This is a genomic window from Microbacterium sp. XT11 (assembly GCF_001513675.1).
Lineage (GTDB): Bacteria > Actinomycetota > Actinomycetes > Actinomycetales > Microbacteriaceae > Microbacterium.
In genome coordinates this window covers 3,434,724-3,451,625 of the sequence record NZ_CP013859.1, presented here as the reverse complement: position 1 = coordinate 3,451,625, position 16,902 = coordinate 3,434,724, and the positions used below count along the sequence as shown (strand labels likewise).

Below are 16,902 nucleotides of genomic sequence, written 5' to 3'. Positions count from 1 at the left end.
CTGGCTGCATGACTGCGAAGCGCACCCTGATCCTGCTCCGCCACGGCCGGAGCGAGTGGAACGAACTGAACCTGTTCACCGGATGGGTGGACGTCCGCCTGAACGAGCAGGGCAAGGCCGAGGCGCGGCGCGGCGGCGAGCTGCTGGCCGAGGCCGGCATCCTCCCCGACGTGCTGCACACGTCGCTGCTGAGCCGCGCGATCCAGACAGCGAACATCGCGCTCGACGCGGCAGACCGGCTGTGGATCCCGGTGGCACGCTCCTGGCGCCTCAACGAGCGCCACTACGGTGCGCTCCAGGGCAAGGACAAGGCCGAGACGCTCGAGCAGTTCGGTCCCGAGCAGTTCCAGCTCTGGCGTCGCTCGTTCGACGTGCCGCCGCCCCCGCTCGACGACGACAGCGAGTTCAGCCAGGTGAACGACCCGCGCTACACCGGCATCGACGGCGAGGTGCCGCGCACCGAGTCGCTCAAGCTCGTGATCGACCGCCTGCTCCCGTACTGGGAGAGCGCGATCATCCCCGACCTCGAGGCGGGCAAGACCGTGCTCGTCACGGCCCACGGCAACTCGCTGCGCGGTCTCGTGAAGCACCTCGAGGGCATCAGCGACGCCGACATCGCTGAGCTCAACATCCCCACCGGCATCCCGCTGGTGTACGAGCTCGACGAGAACAACGTGCCGACCGGACCAGGGCGCTACCTCGACCCCGAGGCCGCAGCCGCGGGAGCTGCCGCGGTCGCCGCCCAGGGCAAGAAGTGAGCTGAGGGGGTGTCGTGCGAGCGCGGCACCCCCTCACAGCGACGACGCCCCTCCTGATCCCGGGATCAGGAGGGGCGTCCTCGTGCAGCGGGTGCCGGTGAACCGGCGCCCCGTCAGGCGTGGCCGTGCTCGTGCTGCTCGAGCTCCTGCTGCTCGATCGCGAGGGCGATGTCCTCCTCCTCGACGTGCCAGTCGCCCGTCGCGAGGTAGACGACCTTCTTCGCCACGGCCACCGCGTGGTCGGCGAAGCGCTCGTGGTAGCGGCTGGCCAGGGTCGCGTCGACCGTGGCGACGGCCTCGCCCTTCCAGTTGTCGCTGAGCACCTTCTCGAACACGCTCGCGTGCAGCTCGTCGATGTCGTCGTCGGTGTTGCGGATGGTGTCCGCGAGGCGCAGGTCCTGCGTGCGCAGCAGCTCCGAGAGCGTGCGGGCGATCTCCACGTCGAGCTCGCCCATCTTCGTGAAGGTGCCCTTGAGCCCCTTCGGGATGGCGCGCTCGGGGAAACGCAGGCGCGCGAGCTGCGCGATGTGCTCGGACATGTCGCCCATGCGCTCGAGCGACGCGCTGACCCGCAGAGCCGTGACGACGATGCGCAGGTCGCGGGCGACCGGCTGCTGCCGCGCGAGGATCTCGATGGCCTGCTCGTCGAGGGCCACGGCGAGCTCGTCGATCTTGGCGTCGTCCGCGATGACCTCCTCGGCCAGTGCGACGTCGCTCGTGGCGAAGGCGCGCGTCGCCTTGTCGATCGACACGGTAACCAGATCGGCGATCTCGACGAGGCGGGACTGCAGGTCCTCGAGGGACTGGTGGAAGACTTCGCGCATTGTGGGGCGCACCCTTTCATTCGGATCTCGGCGGTCGGCGCGAGACGGCGGTTCGTCCGCACGGCGGGCACGAGCGCGCTCCCGCACGGGCCCGAAGCGATTGTGTGCCCCGAAGGTTAACGAACGGTGCCCAGTACGTGAATAGTACTTCTCGGCTTTCCTGAGGGGCCCGGAAACCCGCCGGAAACGCGGTGAACGCACTCTACGCTGGGACCATGACCCTGCCGCAGATCGCGCTGCTCGCGCTCGCCGTCGGGCTGCTGATCGGCGTAGGCCTGTCGCTGCTCGTCGTGTGGGCGTACCGTGCGCGGGCCCGCGTCGTCGAGGAGACGTCGACCGTCGTGCCCGACGGGGTGACCGCCGTGCTCGGCAGCATGGACGACGCCGCGTGCGTCGTCGACACCTCCGGGCTCGTGCTGGCGGCGTCGAACGCCGCTGCGCGCTTCGGCATCGAGGTCGGCGCCACGCTGGACAACCCCGAGCTGCGTCAGCTCGTCCGCCGCGTGCGCGGCACAGGCGGCACCGCGACGGAGTCGCTGCGCATCACGCGAGGCGGCCTGACTCTCGACCCGCGCCTCGTCTCGGCGAGAGCGAGCGTCATCAGCCCGCGCATGGCGCTGCTCATCATCCGAGACGTGACCGAGCAGGAGCGCCTGGATCAGATGCGGCGAGACTTCGTCGCCAACACCAGCCATGAGCTCAAGACGCCGGTGGGAGCTGTGACCCTGCTCGCCGAGGCGATCGAGTCGGCCGCCGACGACGCAGCCCAGGTGCGCGTGTTCGCCGCGCGGATCTCGGCGGAGGCCGCGCGGCTCAGCCAGCTCACCGGCCGCATCATGAGCCTCTCGCGCCTGCAAGCCGACGACGGCCTCTCCGAGGTCAGGCCCGTGTCGATCGATGAGGTGCTGGCCGCGTCGATCGAGGCCCATGCCGTGCAGGCGGATTCGGCGGGCGTCGAGCTCACGCGCGGCGGGGACCGCGGCGTGTGGGTGCGAGGCGATGCGCAGATCCTCATCGAGGCGTTCGGCAACCTCATCGCCAACGCGATCGTGTACTCGCCCCGCGGATCGAGGGTGGGCATCGGCGTGCGGGCAGACGGCGCCGTGGTCGAGATCGCCGTGTCCGACCAGGGCATCGGCATCGCCGAGGCCGATCGCGAGCGGATCTTCGAACGCTTCTACCGGGCCGACGAGGCACGTTCCCGGCGTACGGGCGGCACCGGCCTCGGTCTCTCCATCGTCAAGCACGCGACGCAGCGTCACGGCGGAGAGGTGCTGCTGTGGTCGCGTCCCGGACGGGGCTCGACCTTCACGATCCGCCTTCCTCGCATCGAGTCCCCGGTCGCCGGCTCGTCGAAGAAGGGCAAGAAGAGCAAGAAGAAGCGCGAGCGCAAGGCGGCGAAGCCCGCGGCGGTCCGCGTTCGGAACGGAGATGACGCATGACCCGCATCCTTCTCGTCGAAGACGAGCCCGACCTCGCCGACCCGCTCGCGTACCTGCTGCGCCGCGAGGGCTACGAGGTCGAGATCGCGGAGGACGGACCAGGTGCGCTGGCGGCCTTCCGCGAGCGCGGGGCCGACATCGTGCTGCTCGACCTCATGCTGCCGGGGATGCCGGGGACCGAGGTGTGCCGGCAGATCCGGTCGACCTCGGCGGTCCCGATCATCATGCTCACGGCGAAGGACTCCGAGGTCGACATCGTCGTGGGGCTGGAGCTCGGCGCCGACGACTACGTCACCAAGCCCTATTCTTCGCGCGAGCTGCTGGCTCGCATGCGGGCCGTGCTCCGTCGTGTCGCGCAGGCTGACAGCGAGCTCGATGAGCGGGTTCTCGAGGGCGGCCGGGTGTCGTTGGACATCGACCGGCACACCGTCACGGTGGCGGGGGAGCAGATCAACATGCCGCTGAAGGAGTTCGAGCTGCTCGAGGTGCTCATGCGCAACTCCGGTCGCGTCCTGACGCGCGGTCAGCTCATCGACCGCGTGTGGGGCAGCGACTACTTCGGCGACACGAAGACCCTGGACGTGCACATCAAGCGCATCCGCTCTCGCATCGAGGAGAACCCGGGGGAGCCCGTCATGCTCGTCACGGTCCGGGGGCTGGGTTACCGCTTCGAGGGCTGAGCCGGGGCGGCCGCTGCGTCGCAGCCCGCCGCGAACGGACGAGGCCGGCACCCTGCGGGGTGCCGGCCTCGTCGATGCCGGAGGACGCCGTGTCGGCTGGCGCGCTCAGTTCGTGGGTGCGGGAGCAGCCGTGTCGGTGGGCGTCGGGGTGGGCGTCGGGGCGCTCGCCTTCTCGCTGGGCACGAGGTCTGCGTAGTACGGGAGGGTGCCGTCGAGCACGGGCACCTGCGTCTTCGTGCCGACGCCGTCGCCGGACTGGAAGTGCACCTCGACGGTCGCACCGGGCTTGGTGTCGAGATCGACGATGCGCAGCGGCTCCTCGTCGGCACCGAGGCTGACGCTGCCGTTGGCGGGGACCGTGACGGTGAAGGGGTCGATGTCGGCGAGGGTGATCGTCAGGGTCGACTTCTCGTCGGTGGGGTTGACGATCGCGGCGACGAGGTTTCCCACCGAGCCGTCCTCGGTCGCCACGATGAAGACGTTGCGCACGTCGAGCGGTCCGCCGTCGTCGGACACGTTCACGCCGTCGGACGGCGAGTACGAGATCGTCGTCGACTGCGGCGAGATGAACGTGCAGCCGGTCGCTCCGAGAACTACGAGGGCGCTGATGGCGGCAGACGCGACAAGGCGCGATTTCACGGGTCCTCCTGAGGTCCGGCGGGTCTTCCGCGTCCATTCTATGGGTAACCGCGGCCGCACCCGGGACCCCGGTGCGCGAACCTTAGCGCATATCGCCTGTGGTATCCTTGAGGTTGCCGAAAGGACATGTTTTTATGCTTTTTGAGGTTGGCGAGACCGTCGTCTATCCGCACCATGGCGCTGCGACCATCATCGAGGTCAAGGAGCGCATCATCAAGGGTGAGACGAAGAAGTATCTGAAGCTCAACGTCACCCAGGGCGATCTGATCATCGAGGTTCCGGCCGAGAACGTCGACCTCGTCGGCGTCCGCGATGTGATCGGCAAGGAGGGCCTCGACCACGTGTTCGAGGTGCTGCGCGCGCCGTTCACCGAGGAGCCGACGAACTGGTCGCGCCGGTACAAGGCGAATCTCGAGAAGCTCGCCTCCGGCGATGTCATCAAGGTGAGCGAGGTCGTGCGCGACCTGTGGCGCCGCGATCAGGACCGCGGGCTGTCGGCGGGCGAGAAGCGGATGCTGGCGAAGGCTCGCCAGATCCTCATCTCCGAGCTGGCGCTGGCCGAGAAGATCGACGAGGACAAGGCGGGCTCTCTGCTCGACGAGGTCCTCGCCTCCTGAGCTTCCTCGCACACGAGAAGGCGGATGCTGCGGCATCCGCCTTTTTCGTGCGCCGGGTAACGTGAGAGCGTGAGCATCCTCCCCGTCCCCGACACCGCGATCATCGTCGTCGCAGCCGGCTCCGGCACGCGACTCGACGGCGGAGCGCCCAAGGCCTTCGTCGGCATCGACGCCCGGCCGATCCTCCGGCACGCGCTGGACCGCGTGTTCGCCGCAGCTCCGGCTCAGGTCGTCGTCGTCGCTCCGGCCGGGTTCGAAGGGGATGCCGAGACGGAGATGCGTGCAGCGGCAGGAGAGCGCGCTGAACTGGGCGTCGTCGTGACCGGCGGAGCCACGCGTCAGGAGTCGGTGGCTGCCGGACTCTCGGCGCTGTGGGGCGACGTCACGACCGTGCTCGTGCACGACGCGGCGCGCGCGCTCACGCCGCCCGAGCAGATCGACGCCGTTGCGCGCGCCGTGACGCACGAAGCCGGCGTCATCCCCGCGCTGCCCGTCGTCGACACCCTGAAGCGGGTCGACGACGACCGCGTCGTGGCGGCCGTCGACCGCGCTGCGCTCGCGGCGGCGCAGACGCCTCAGGGCTTCCCCCGAGCCCTCCTCGAAGCGTCCTACGCCGCCGCGCGGGAACAGGGCGCCGAGTACACCGACGACGCAGCGCTGTTCGCCGCGGCCGGTCATGAGGTGCGCCGCATCCCCGGCTCTGAGCGCGCCTTCAAGATCACCACGCAGGCAGACCTCGAGCGCGCCCGCCACCTGCTCGGAGCATCCGCTCCCCGTGCGCCCCGCGTCGGGATAGGCACCGACGTCCACGCCTTCGGGGGAGAGGGCGACCTCTGGCTGGCGGGGCTGCACTGGCCGGGCGAACAGGCGCTGTCGGGCCACTCCGACGGTGATGCGGTCGCGCACGCGATCGTCGACGCGTTGCTCGGCGCCGCGGGCCTCGGCGACATCGGTCAGCACTTCGGCACCGCGCACCCCGAGTACGCGGGAGCGCACGCGGACGTGTTCCTCGGCCGCACCCGCGAGCTCGTCGCAGACGCGGGGTTCACGATCGGCAACGTCTCGGTGCAGTTCCAGGCGAACCGGCCGCGTTTCGCCGCGCGCCGAGCGGAGGCCGAGCAGGTGCTGTCGGCGCTCCTGGGCGCTCCTGTGTCGGTGACCGCGACGACGACGGACGGGCTCGGCTTCCCCGGCCGAGGGGAGGGCGTCGCGGTCACGGCCGTCGCACTCGTGTTCCCGCGCTGACGCGCATCGCCATCGCGGGCGACGGGCCCGCGTGGCGCCGGGAATGTGCGCCGTGCGCATAGGGTTGTCCCGCATGGTGACACGGCAGGAGGAGCACACATGAAGATCCTGATCATCGGCGGCTCGGGGCACGTCGGCCGCGCGGCGGCCGAGGCCTTCGACGGGCACGAGGTGGTGGCGGCGTCACGCCGGACACAGCCCTCGGTCGACGCGTCGGACCCGGCATCCGTCGCGGCGCTCTTCGACGCCGTCGGGCCGGTCGACGCCGTGATCGCCGCAGTGGGGAGTGTGCCGTTCGCTCCGCTGTCCGACCTCGCCCGCGACGACTACGAGTCCGCGTTCCGCGACAAGGTGCTGGCCCAGGTCGACGTCGTGCGTCTCGGCACCCCGTTCGTGCGGGACGGCGGGTCGTTCACGCTGACCTCCGGCATCCTCGCGCGCGAGCCGATCGCGACGGGAGCAGCCGCGTCGCTCGTCAACGGCGCGCTCGAGTCGTTCGTGATGGCCGCGGCGACCGAGCTTCCCCGGGGCATCCGGATCAACGTCGTGAGCCCGTCCGTCCTCGAGGACGCGCCGTCGTACCACTCGGCGTTCCCCGGTTTCATCCCCGTGTCGTCGCACCGCGTGGGTCAGGCGTACGCCAAGAGCGTGCTGGGCGTGCTGAACGGACAGGTCCTGCGCGTCGACTGACCGCGAGCGGCGTCGGGCGCCCCGCGACGTCCGGTCTTCTCGCGGGAGCGCCCGGTAGGCTTGAGCGGTGACTCTCCGCCTCTACGACACCCGCGCCGCTCAGCTGCGCGACTTCGTGCCTCTCGACCCCGAGAACATCACGATGTACGTGTGCGGACCCACCGTGCAGTCCGGGCCTCACATCGGCCACGTGCGTGCTGCGCTGAGCTTCGACCTGCTGCGGCGGTGGCTCACCTACCGCTACGGACGCGTGACGTTCGTGCGCAACGTCACCGACATCGACGACAAGGTGCTCCAGAACGCGACGGATGCCGAGCCGTGGTGGGCCTTGGCGTACCGCATGGAGCAGGAGTTCACGGCGGCATATGCCGCGGTCGGCATCCTTCCGCCGACGTACGAGCCGCGTGCGACGGCATCCATCCCGCAGATGCAGGAGCTCATCGCCCGGCTGATCGAGCGCGGGCACGCCTACCCGGCGCCCGACGGCTCGGGCGACGTCTACTTCGACGTGCATTCGTGGCCCTCGTACGGCTCGCTGACGAACCAGTCGGTCGACGCCATGGAGGCGGCAGTCGACGCCGACCCTCGGGGCAAGCGCGCCCCTCAGGACTTCGCCCTGTGGAAGGGCGCGAAGGCCGGGGAGCCGGACGACGCCACGTGGCAGTCGCCCTGGGGGCCGGGTCGGCCCGGGTGGCACATCGAGTGCTCCGCCATGGCGAAGCGGTACCTCGGTTCGGCATTCGACATCCACGGCGGCGGGCTCGACCTGCGCTTCCCGCACCACGAGAACGAGCTCGCCCAGTCGACGGCCGCCGGCGACGGCTTCGCGCAGTACTGGCTGCACAACGGGCTCATCACGGTCAACGGGCAGAAGATGTCGAAGTCTCTCGGCAACTTCACGCTCGCGTCAGCGGTTCTCGCGGTGCACGATCCCGTCGTCGTCCGGTATGCGCTTGCCGCAGCGCACTACCGCTCGAGCCTCGACCTCAGCGATTCGTCGTACGCCGAGGCGGAAGCCGCGCTCGGACGCATCCGTTCGTTCCTGCAGCGGGCGGAGCGCGCAGCGGAGCGGAACGCGGTGCGCCGAGCCGAGCGCACCAGCGCAGGAGCCTCGGACAGCGGCGTCTCGACCGACGACACGATCGAGTACATCCCGCTCATCCCCGAGGCGTTCGCCGACGCGATGGACGACGATCTCGGCGTGCCCCAGGCGCTCGCCGTGCTGCACGAGCGCGTGCGGAGCGGCAACCAGGCGCTCGACGAAGGCGATGACGCCGCTGCCGAGCGTGCGCTGATCGAAGTGCGCGCGATGGTCGGCGTGCTCGGGCTCGATGACGCACCGGCGGCGGGGCGTGACGCCGCGACGGCATCCGCTCTCGACGCCCTGGTGCAGACGATGATCTCGCAGCGCGCGCAGGCGCGTGCCGACAAGGACTGGGCGACCGCCGACCGCATCCGCGACGCGATCGCCTCCGCAGGAATCACGCTGGAGGACACTCCGGCCGGAACGCATTGGAGTATCGAATGACGAAGCCAGGCCGCCCCGGCGCCAGCCGCGGCAAGAAGAAGGGCCCGACCAAGGGGTCGGGCGGACTCGGGCGCAAGGCTCTCGAGGGACGCGGGCCCACGCCCAAGGCCGAAGACCGCGCCTGGCACGTCGCAGGCAAGCGCAAGGCCGCGGCGGAGCGCTACGCCGCAGCCGGCGGCAAGGGCAAGCCGGGTCAGCGCCAGGCGACCGGCGGCAATCCCAACCGCACCGCGCGCGCCAAGGACAACACCAGCGACACCGAGACGGTCACCGGCCGCAACTCGGTGCTCGAGGCGCTGCGCACGAAGATCCCGGCCACGGCGCTCTACATCGCGCAGCGCGTGGAGATGGACGACCGCGTCAAGGAGATGCTGTCGATCGCGACGCACCGTGACATCCCCGTGCTCGAGGTGACTCGGCAGGAGCTCGACCGCATGGCCGGATTCGACGGCGTGCACCAGGGCGTCGCGCTCAAGGTGCCTCCGTACGAGTACGCGCACCCGCAGGACGTGCTGGAGCAGGTCATCGACAAGGGTGAGGTGCCGTTGTTCGTGGCGCTCGACGGCATCACCGATCCGCGGAACCTCGGCGCCATCATCCGGTCGACCGCGGCGTTCGGCGGTCACGGGCTCATCCTGCCGCAGCGCCGGTCCGCGGGCGTGAACTCGGCGGCGTGGAAGACGAGCGCCGGGGCGGCTGCGCGCATCCCCGTGGCGCTCGCGAGCAACCTCACCACGCAGCTCAAGGAGTTCAAGAAGCAGGGCGTGTTCGTGCTCGGCCTCGACGGCGGGGGAGACGTCGCCCTGCCCCAGCTCGAGCTCGCCGACCGTCCGGTGGTGATCGTCGTCGGCTCCGAGGGCAAGGGTCTCTCGCGCCTCGTGGCCGAGACGTGCGACCAGATCGTCTCGATCCCGATCTCGGCCGCCACCGAATCGCTCAACGCCGGCATCGCGACCTCCGTCGCGCTCTACCAGGTGTCCACCATCCGCAACGCGCAGCAGTAGCGCGCAGACGGCACGGTCCCCGCACGACCCAGGAACAGGAAGGCATCGCCATGGCACGCATCGTCGTCCTCGGAGGAACCGGCTACGCAGGCCGCCACATCGTCGCGGAGGCGGTGAGCCGCGGGCACCAGGTGGTCGCGGTCTCGCGCTCCGCACCCGCCGATCCCGTCGACGGCGCGGAGTACGTCCAGGGATCGGTGCTCGACATCCCCGCTCTCGGCGGTGTCTTCGAGGGTGCGGATGCCGTCGTCTCGGCGCTCTCCCCGCGCGGCGACATGGAGAACGCGGTCCTCGGGGTGCTGGCCGACGTGGCGGAGAGGCTCACCGGGACGTCGACGCGGCTCGGGGTGGTGGGCGGAGCCGGGGGCAGCCTGGTGGCTCCCGGAGGACCGCGGCTGTTCGACCTCGACTTCCCCGAGGAGTACAAGCACGAGGCGCAGGTCGGCATCGACTCGCTGGCTCTGCTGGAGAAGACGGATGCCGCCCTCGACTGGTTCTTCGTGCATCCGGCTGAGGTCTTCGGACCCTGGGCGGAGGGCGAGCGCACCGGGCACTACCGCGACGGCGGAGACGTGCTCGTGCGGGACGCCGACGGGAAGTCCTACATCTCCGGAGCGGACTTCGCCGTCGCCGTGGTCGACGAGATCGAGCAGGGCAGGCACCACCGCGAGCGGTTCACGGTCGGGTACTGAGGCGTCAGACGAGGTCGCGCCAGTCGATGTCTTCGTCGTCGTCCGTGATGGGCGTGACCCCGGTGATGACGGGGAGGCTCATCGTCTCGGTCGGCGGGCCCATGATGGTCGCCTCGTCCCGCCGGTGACGCAGCACCTCGTTGATGTAGCTCGTGAGCACCTCGGCGAGCGGAACGGATCGTCCCTGCGCCTGCGAGAGGTACCAGCGGTGCTCGAGCACCTGGTGGAAGACCTCGGCCGGTTCGAGCTTCGCCCTCAGGTCGTAGGGGATGGCTCGGACCACCGGCTCGAAGACACGCGTGAGCCATTCGTGCGCATACATCTCCTCGTCGGCCCACTGCTTGTTCGATCGCGCCCGGAACTCGTCGAGGTCGTTGAGCAGCCGCCTCGCCTGGTTCTCCTCGACGTCGAGACCGGTCAGCCGGATGAGGCGGCGCTGATGGTGGCCGGCGTCGACGACCTTGGGCTGGATCTCGACCACCGTGCCGTCGGCCGTCGTCGACATAGACATCTCGTCGATGTCGAAGCCGAGCGCGTTGAGACGCTCGACGCGCTCGGTGATGCGCCAGGTCTCGGCTGCGGCGAACGACTCCTGCGCGGTCAGCTCGGCCCACAGCGACCGATACGACGACACGATGCCGTCGGCGACCGCGATCGCGTCGACGCCGTGCTCCAGGCGGCCGCCTGCCGCCAGGTCCATGATCTCGCCGGCGATGTTCGTGCGAGCGAGGTCGAGGTCGTACGCGCGCTGCCCGTCGGTGAGACCCTCTTCGTGCAGCTCGCCGGTCTCGGCGTCGACGAGGTACGCGGCGAAGGCTCCGGCGTCCCTCCGGAACAGCGTGTTCGACAGCGACACGTCGCCCCAGTAGAAGCCGACGTTGTGCAGGCGCACGAGAAGCAGCGCGAGCGCGTCGACGAGGCGCGTGGCCGTGTCGGGCCGCAGCACCCGCGTGAACAGCGCACGATACGGCATCGAGAAGCGCAGATGTGAGGTGACGAGGGCGGCAGGGAGCGGCGTGCCGTCGGCATCCGTCCTGCCGGCGATCACGGCAACCCGTGAGACGCATGGCACGTCGAGGCGAGCGAGGTTGCCGAGCATGTCGTACTCGCGCCTGGCCATTTCATCCGTCGTCTCCTTGACCGCGACGACCCGGCCGGAGAGATCGGCGAAGCGCACGAGATGCCGAGAGAGGCCCTTCGGGAGCGAGACGATGTGCTCCGACGGCCACTTGGCCAAGGACGTGCCCCAGGGGAGGGCGAGCAGCCCGGGGTCGACGGTGCTGGCGGTGATCCTCAGCGCATCCTGCATGGAACTCCTGAATGGTGCGGGGAAAGCAGAAGCGGCGCGGGCGACCGAAGTCTGCCCGCGCCGCCTCTGCGGATCCGATCAGGCCGAGACGACCGGCTTGTCGTTCAGGCGGTCGCCCGACTCGAGGTCGAACGCGTGCACGTGACCGGGGTTGGCCGACAGCGTGACCGTCTCACCCGCGTTCGGGTGGTTGCGGCCGTCGACGCGGGCGACCAGGTCGGTGCGCTTGCCCGCGATGTCGGTGTGGCCGTAGAGGTAGCCGTCGGCGCCGAGCTCCTCGACGAGGTCGACGACGACCGAGAGGCCCTTGCCGTCGGCCGGGCCGACCGTGATGTCCTCGGGGCGCACGCCCACCGTGATCTGCGAGCCCGTGGCGCGGCCGACCGTGTCGCGGTCGAGCGGGACGACCTCGGTGCCGAACTGCACGCCACCCTCGGCGAGGTCGGCGGTGAAGAGGTTCATCGCGGGCGAGCCGATGAAGCCGGCCACGAAGACGTTGTTCGGCTTCTCGTACAGGTCGCGCGGCGAGCCCACCTGCTGGAGCAGGCCGTCCTTCAGCACAGCGATGCGGTCGCCCATCGTGAGCGCCTCGGTCTGGTCGTGCGTGACGTAGACCGTGGTGACGCCGAGGCGGCGCTGCAGCGATGCGATCTGCGTGCGGGTCTGCACGCGGAGCTTCGCGTCGAGGTTCGACAGCGGCTCGTCCATGAGGAACACCTGCGGCTGACGCACGATGGCGCGGCCCATGGCGACGCGCTGACGCTGACCACCCGACAGGGCCTTCGGCTTGCGGGTCAGGTACTGCTCCAGGTCGAGCAGCTTGGCGGCCTCGAGCACGCGGGCCGCACGCTCCTCCTTGCCGACGCCGGCGATCTTGAGCGCGAAGCCCATGTTCTCGGCGACGGTCATGTGCGGGTACAGCGCGTAGTTCTGGAACACCATCGCGATGTCGCGGTCCTTCGGCGGCACGTCGGTGACGTCGCGGTCACCGATGAGGATGCGGCCGGAGTTGACCTCTTCGAGGCCGGCGAGCATGCGGAGGGAGGTGGACTTACCGCAACCCGAGGGGCCGACCAGGACGAGGAACTCGCCGTCTCCCACCTCGAGGTTCAGCTTGTCGACGGCCGGACGGGTTCCGCCGGGGTAGAGGCGCGTGGCCTCGTCGAACGTCACAGATGCCATTGTGTTTCTCCTTCACCGGCAGGTACGTGCCGGACGATCCGTAGTGATAGAGCGGCGGTTCGACCCACCGTGACCCCTCGTCGGGTCGGGATCAGTATGACAGAAGAAACCGCACCTGGGTATTTCTCAGCCAGGCTCGTTAACATCGAACCCGGCCGTGCTTCGCGGCGTGCGTCGCTGGCAGCGGCGTTCGGGGCCACCCTGCCCCCCAGGAGACTGTCAAGAGGAACGATGTCGAGCGACGAGACGCCGAACGTCCCCACCCCGCGCAACTCGCGCGAGGCCGTGCGGGAGAAGGCACAGAAGGTGCATGCCCAGCAGTCGAGGGCGCGCCTGATGCGACGGATCATCATCGGAGCGGTCGCGATCGTCGCCGTCGGCGCCATCGGCACCGCCGTGACCATGGCCGTGTCTGCGCAGGTGTCGAAGCCCCAGCTGACGCCGACCGGCATGGACGGCGACGGGGTCCTGGTGAGCGACATCACGGCGACGGCGGGATCCGACGAGGGCGCGGCCGCCCCGACGCCCGATGCGACGGATGCCGGCGCGAGTGCAGAGCCGACCCCGGAGCCGACGACGGCGGGCACGGTCGACATCCACGTCTACGTCGACTACCTCTCGCCCGACGCCGGCACGTTCGAGCGCGCGAACGCCCGGCAGCTCGCGAACTGGGTCACGGAGGGAGCCGCGACGCTCACCTACCACCCGGTCGCGCTCCTCACCGCGAGCTCCAACGGTACGAAGTACTCGCTGCGCGCGGCTGCCGCGGCGGCCTGCGTCGCGACCCACTCGCCCGACCAGTTCTACGCGTTCAACCACGACCTCCTCGACGATCAGCCCGAGGTCAACAGCGACGGCTTCTCCGACGTCGAGCTCGCCGACCTCGCCGGTGCAGTCGGCGTCGACAACGCCAAGAAGGTCCGCTCGTGCATCGAGAAGCAGGACTACGTCACGTGGGCGAAAGACGCCACGTCCCGTGCGCTCGAGGGGCCGCTGGTCGGCTCCGACGACCTCGTGCTGACGTCGGCTCCGATGATCGTCGTCAACGGCGAGGCCTACGTCGGCGCCCTCGACGACCCGGCCGAGTTCTCGCAGTTCGTGCTCACGGTCGCCAGCGACGCCTACTACGCCACCGCCACGCCGACGCCCGCCCCGAGCGAGTCGCCGGCTCCTGCGCCGACGGAGACGCCCGCGCAGTAACGCGCGCGGCCACCGCTAAGCTGGTGGCATCCGCCGACTTGGCGCAATTGGTAGCGCACCGTACTTGTAATACGGGGGTTACGGGTTCGAGTCCCGTAGTCGGCTCTGAACGGATGTCTCGCCCTGGGGGCGGACCGCCGTCGTGACACAGAGCGTCATCGTGGAAATACGTCGTCGGCCTGTCGGGTTGTGAACGAGCATGACTCGCATCGGAACCAGTGACCTCGACGTCTTCCCCCTCTCCCTCGGCGGCAACGTGTTCGGCTGGACGGCCGACCGCGATACCTCCTTCGCCGTGCTCGACGCCTTCGTCGACGGAGGGGGCGACTTCATCGACACGGCCGACTCGTACAGCGCCTGGGTGCCGGGCAACACCGGTGGCGAGAGCGAGACGATCATCGGCGAGTGGCTGGCCGCGCGCCGGCCGCGCGACGTGGTGGTCGCCACCAAGGTGAGCCAGCATCCGGTGTTCCGCGGGCTCGCGGCCGCGAACGTCCGTCGTGCCGCTGAGGCCTCTCTCGGCAGGCTCGGCGTCGACGTGATCGACCTGTACTACGCGCATTTCGACGACGAGAGCGTTCCGCTCGAAGAGACGGTCGCCGCGTTCGGCGCGCTCGTCTCCGACGGCCTCGTCCGTCACGTCGCGGTCTCGAACTACACCGCCGACCGCATCCGCGAGTGGGTCGGCATCGCGCGTCGACTCGGCGTCGCCGAGCCCGTGGCGATCCAGCCGCACTACAACCTCGTGCACCGCAACGACGTGGAAGAGACGATCATCCCGGTGGCGCAGGAATTCGGTCTCGGGCTCGTGCCGTACTACTCGCTCGCCAGCGGATTCCTCACCGGCAAGTACCGGTCGACGGATGCCGCCGGGCACTCGTCGCCCCGCGCCGCCGGCGCGGCGAAGTACGCGACGGATCACGGGCTGCGCGTGATCGACGCCCTGCAGCAGGTCGGCGACGCGCACGGTGCCTCGATCACCGCGACCGCGCTGGCGTGGCTGCGCGCGCAGCCCACGGTGGTCGCTCCCATCGCCAGCGCGCGCACCGTGGATCAGGTCCCCGATCTGCTCGCGGGTGCGCGGCTCGAGCTCGCTCCCGACGAGATCGAGCTCCTCAGCCGCGTCTCGGAGTGGACGCCGACCACGGCCTGAACCGGGGCCGATCGGAGCGCTGCCGGCTCACCGATCGGCAAGACCCAGGCGGTGCGCGAGGATCACCGCGTGGATGCGGTCCCTGGCGCCGAGCTTGGTGAGCACCCGCCCGACATGGGTCTTGACAGTCGACTCGCTGACGAAGAGGGCGCTGCCGATCTCGGCGTTGGTGAGGCCTCGGGCGACGGCGAGGAACACCTCCCGTTCGCGTTCGGTGAGCGTTGCCACCGCGGCCCTGCTCCGTTCGTCCTCATCCGACGGCGAGTGCAGTGCCGGGCCGACGTGGTCGAGCAGCATCCGGGTCACCCGCGGGGCGAGCGCCGCGTCGCCGCGATGCACGGCGCGCAGGGCGGAGAGCATCTCGTGCCGATGCGCGTCTTTGAGCAGGAACCCGCTCGCGCCGGCCCTGATCGCGCCGAAGGCGTACTCGTCGAGATCGAAGGTGGTCAGCACGAGCACGCGCGTGGTGGGATGTTCGCGCACGATGGCCTCGGTGGCCGCGATGCCGTCGAGGCCCGGCATGCGGATGTCCATGAGCACGACGTCGGGCTGCAGCGAGCCGGCCTGAGCGATCGCCGTGCGGCCGTCTCCGGCCTCGCCGACGACGACCAGGTCGTCTTCGGCTTCGAGCACCATCCGGAAGCCCAGCCGGATCAGCTCCTGGTCGTCGACCAGCAGCACCCTGATCTGTTCCGTCACGATGCCTCCTCCCGTGCGATCAGCGGCAGGACCGCGCGCAGCCGCCATCTCCCGTCGAGGCGACCGTACTCGATCCGCCCGTTCACATGGGCGACCCGCTCCGCGAGGCCGCGCAACCCGAAGCCAGAGGTTCCGGAAGTCGCGCGCACGCCGTCGTTGACGATCTCGATGACGACCTCGTCGGACGCGACCTCCAGCCGCACCGTGATCTTGGTCGCCGCTGGAGCATGCCGCATCGCGTTGGTCACGCCCTCCTGCACGATGCGTGACACCGCGTGCTCGACGACGGAGACGAGCTCCGCCTCGCCGACGACCGTCAGGCTCACGGGGAAGCCGGCGCGCTGCGCCGCCGCCACGGTGTCATGCGGACTCGGCGGCGAGACCGGTGCGAGCGGTGCGGGAGCGTCCTCGTCGCGCAGCACGCCGAGCATCGCGCGCATCTCTCCCAGAGCCGAACGAGCGGTCGCCGCGGCCGTGCGCGACGCCGCACGGGCACGCTCGGCATCCGGCGTCGCCGCCGCCCCCTCGGAGAGCGCGACGATGACCGTCAGCGAGTGCGAGACGATGTCGTGCATCTCCCGCGCGATGCGCGCGCGTTCCGCTGCGGCCGCCAGCTGCGCCTGCTGGTCGCGTTCGATCAGCAACTGCCTCGACCTGTCGATGAGCGCAGCCAGATAGCGTGCCCGCCCGCCGACGTTGACGCCGATGAGCGTGCCGATCAGGCCGACCACGAGGTTGCCAAGCACCGAGTTCGCGGCGCTCTGGAAGGTGAGGACCCCGCTCGCCGTCAGTGCCGAGCTCACGAGCGTGAGCGCTCCCATTCCCGTGCCGAAGGCCGCCCACGCTGCGCGCGACGACCCGTGCACGGCGAGCGAGTACGACGCCACCATCACCATCGGCGTGCCGCCGGGGGCGCCGAGAAGGAGGAAGAGCATCTCGGCGGCGAACGCCGCGATCACAGGTACGAGCGGATGCCGTCGCCGCAGCAGCAGCGTGCCGCACGCGACGAGCACCGAGGCCTGCACCGCGATGGTGAAGAGCACTCCCAGCGGCTCGGGGAGGTGCGAGGGCGCGGTCCGAGCGGGGATGAGAGACAGCAGCAGGCAGATCAGGGCGATGAGCACGTCGGCGAAGACGGGGTGCCGTGCCCAGAAGCGCCGGAACACTCCGGGGGGATGCGGCAGCCGCAGCTCGTCGTCCTCGCGGACGGCATCGCTGCGGCTGCGCGTCGTGTTCACGG

17 protein-coding genes and 1 tRNA gene are annotated in these 16,902 nt (G+C 70.1%); 12 read left to right on the top strand and 6 right to left on the bottom strand.

Annotation, left to right across the window (positions count from 1 at the left end):
- The first annotated feature begins 8 nt into the window (after positions 1 to 8).
- Positions 9 to 758, top strand: coding sequence for a phosphoglyceromutase (locus AB663_RS16605; RefSeq protein WP_067201805.1), 750 nt, complete (start codon positions 9 to 11; stop codon positions 756 to 758).
- Positions 759 to 871: 113 nt separating this feature from the next.
- Here AB663_RS16605 and phoU read toward each other — a convergent pair whose 3' ends face one another.
- Positions 872 to 1,582 carry a phosphate signaling complex protein PhoU gene (phoU, locus tag AB663_RS16600; RefSeq protein ID WP_067201803.1) on the bottom strand — a complete coding sequence of 237 codons (711 nt, stop codon included), beginning with the start codon at positions 1,580 to 1,582 and terminating at the stop codon, positions 872 to 874.
- A 215-nt stretch (positions 1,583 to 1,797) separates the two neighbouring features.
- Between phoU and AB663_RS16595 the strand changes: the two genes are divergently transcribed.
- On the top strand, positions 1,798 to 3,024 hold the full coding sequence (locus AB663_RS16595; RefSeq protein ID WP_067201800.1) for a sensor histidine kinase: 1,227 nt from the start codon (positions 1,798 to 1,800) through the stop codon (positions 3,022 to 3,024).
- The gene (locus AB663_RS16590; protein WP_067201798.1) at positions 3,021 to 3,704 is read left to right on the top strand and encodes a response regulator transcription factor; all 684 of its coding nucleotides are present in this window, start codon (positions 3,021 to 3,023) and stop codon (positions 3,702 to 3,704) included. Before AB663_RS16595 ends, AB663_RS16590 begins: the two co-directional genes overlap by 4 nt.
- A gap of 105 nt (positions 3,705 to 3,809) precedes the next feature.
- Here AB663_RS16590 and AB663_RS16585 read toward each other — a convergent pair whose 3' ends face one another.
- Entirely contained in the window at positions 3,810 to 4,343 is a 534-nt protein-coding gene (locus tag AB663_RS16585; RefSeq protein ID WP_067201795.1) for a DNA modification methylase, read from the bottom strand.
- A gap of 134 nt (positions 4,344 to 4,477) precedes the next feature.
- On the opposite strand from AB663_RS16585, the gene AB663_RS16580 reads away from it, so the two are divergent.
- From AB663_RS16580 to AB663_RS16555, 6 genes are all read left to right on the top strand, one after another.
- Complete coding sequence (locus AB663_RS16580; protein ID WP_067201792.1) at positions 4,478 to 4,960, top strand: CarD family transcriptional regulator; 483 nt, start codon at positions 4,478 to 4,480, stop codon at positions 4,958 to 4,960.
- A gap of 69 nt (positions 4,961 to 5,029) precedes the next feature.
- Complete coding sequence (locus AB663_RS16575; RefSeq protein WP_067201788.1) at positions 5,030 to 6,205, top strand: bifunctional 2-C-methyl-D-erythritol 4-phosphate cytidylyltransferase/2-C-methyl-D-erythritol 2,4-cyclodiphosphate synthase; 1,176 nt, start codon at positions 5,030 to 5,032, stop codon at positions 6,203 to 6,205.
- A gap of 99 nt (positions 6,206 to 6,304) precedes the next feature.
- Entirely contained in the window at positions 6,305 to 6,895 is a 591-nt protein-coding gene (locus AB663_RS16570; protein WP_067201786.1) for a short chain dehydrogenase, read from the top strand.
- A gap of 67 nt (positions 6,896 to 6,962) precedes the next feature.
- Positions 6,963 to 8,423: a cysteine--tRNA ligase gene (cysS, locus tag AB663_RS16565; RefSeq protein WP_067201784.1), complete on the top strand. Its 1,461-nt coding sequence runs from the start codon at positions 6,963 to 6,965 to the stop codon at positions 8,421 to 8,423.
- A complete protein-coding gene (gene rlmB / locus AB663_RS16560) occupies positions 8,420 to 9,427 on the top strand; it encodes a 23S rRNA (guanosine(2251)-2'-O)-methyltransferase RlmB (protein ID WP_067201782.1) in 1,008 nt (335 codons plus the stop codon). The genes cysS and rlmB overlap by 4 nt, the downstream gene beginning before the upstream one ends.
- A gap of 50 nt (positions 9,428 to 9,477) precedes the next feature.
- The gene (locus AB663_RS16555; RefSeq protein ID WP_067201780.1) at positions 9,478 to 10,119 is read left to right on the top strand and encodes an NAD(P)-dependent oxidoreductase; all 642 of its coding nucleotides are present in this window, start codon (positions 9,478 to 9,480) and stop codon (positions 10,117 to 10,119) included.
- A gap of 4 nt (positions 10,120 to 10,123) precedes the next feature.
- On the opposite strand, the gene AB663_RS16550 is transcribed toward AB663_RS16555, so the two are convergent.
- Both AB663_RS16550 and AB663_RS16545 read right to left on the bottom strand, forming a co-directional pair.
- A complete protein-coding gene (locus AB663_RS16550; RefSeq protein WP_067201778.1) occupies positions 10,124 to 11,428 on the bottom strand; it encodes a DUF4032 domain-containing protein in 1,305 nt (434 codons plus the stop codon).
- Between the two features lie 78 nt (positions 11,429 to 11,506).
- A complete protein-coding gene (locus AB663_RS16545; protein WP_067201775.1) occupies positions 11,507 to 12,610 on the bottom strand; it encodes an ABC transporter ATP-binding protein in 1,104 nt (367 codons plus the stop codon).
- A 231-nt stretch (positions 12,611 to 12,841) separates the two neighbouring features.
- Between AB663_RS16545 and AB663_RS16540 the strand changes: the two genes are divergently transcribed.
- From AB663_RS16540 to AB663_RS16530, 3 genes are all read left to right on the top strand, one after another.
- Positions 12,842 to 13,810 (top strand): DsbA family protein, encoded by a 969-nt coding sequence (locus AB663_RS16540; RefSeq protein WP_067201772.1) that lies wholly within the window; start codon positions 12,842 to 12,844, stop codon positions 13,808 to 13,810.
- 32 nt (positions 13,811 to 13,842) lie between these two features.
- A tRNA-Thr gene (locus AB663_RS16535) sits at positions 13,843 to 13,915 on the top strand.
- A 94-nt stretch (positions 13,916 to 14,009) separates the two neighbouring features.
- Positions 14,010 to 14,963, top strand: a complete 954-nt coding sequence (locus AB663_RS16530; protein WP_067201769.1) for an aldo/keto reductase — start codon at positions 14,010 to 14,012, stop codon at positions 14,961 to 14,963.
- A gap of 27 nt (positions 14,964 to 14,990) precedes the next feature.
- Here AB663_RS16530 and AB663_RS16525 read toward each other — a convergent pair whose 3' ends face one another.
- Entirely contained in the window at positions 14,991 to 15,662 is a 672-nt protein-coding gene (locus tag AB663_RS16525; RefSeq protein WP_157541172.1) for a response regulator transcription factor, read from the bottom strand.
- A complete protein-coding gene (locus tag AB663_RS16520) occupies positions 15,659 to 16,900 on the bottom strand; it encodes a sensor histidine kinase (RefSeq protein ID WP_067201763.1) in 1,242 nt (413 codons plus the stop codon). Before AB663_RS16520 ends, AB663_RS16525 begins: the two co-directional genes overlap by 4 nt.
- Positions 16,901 to 16,902: the final 2 nt, after the last annotated feature.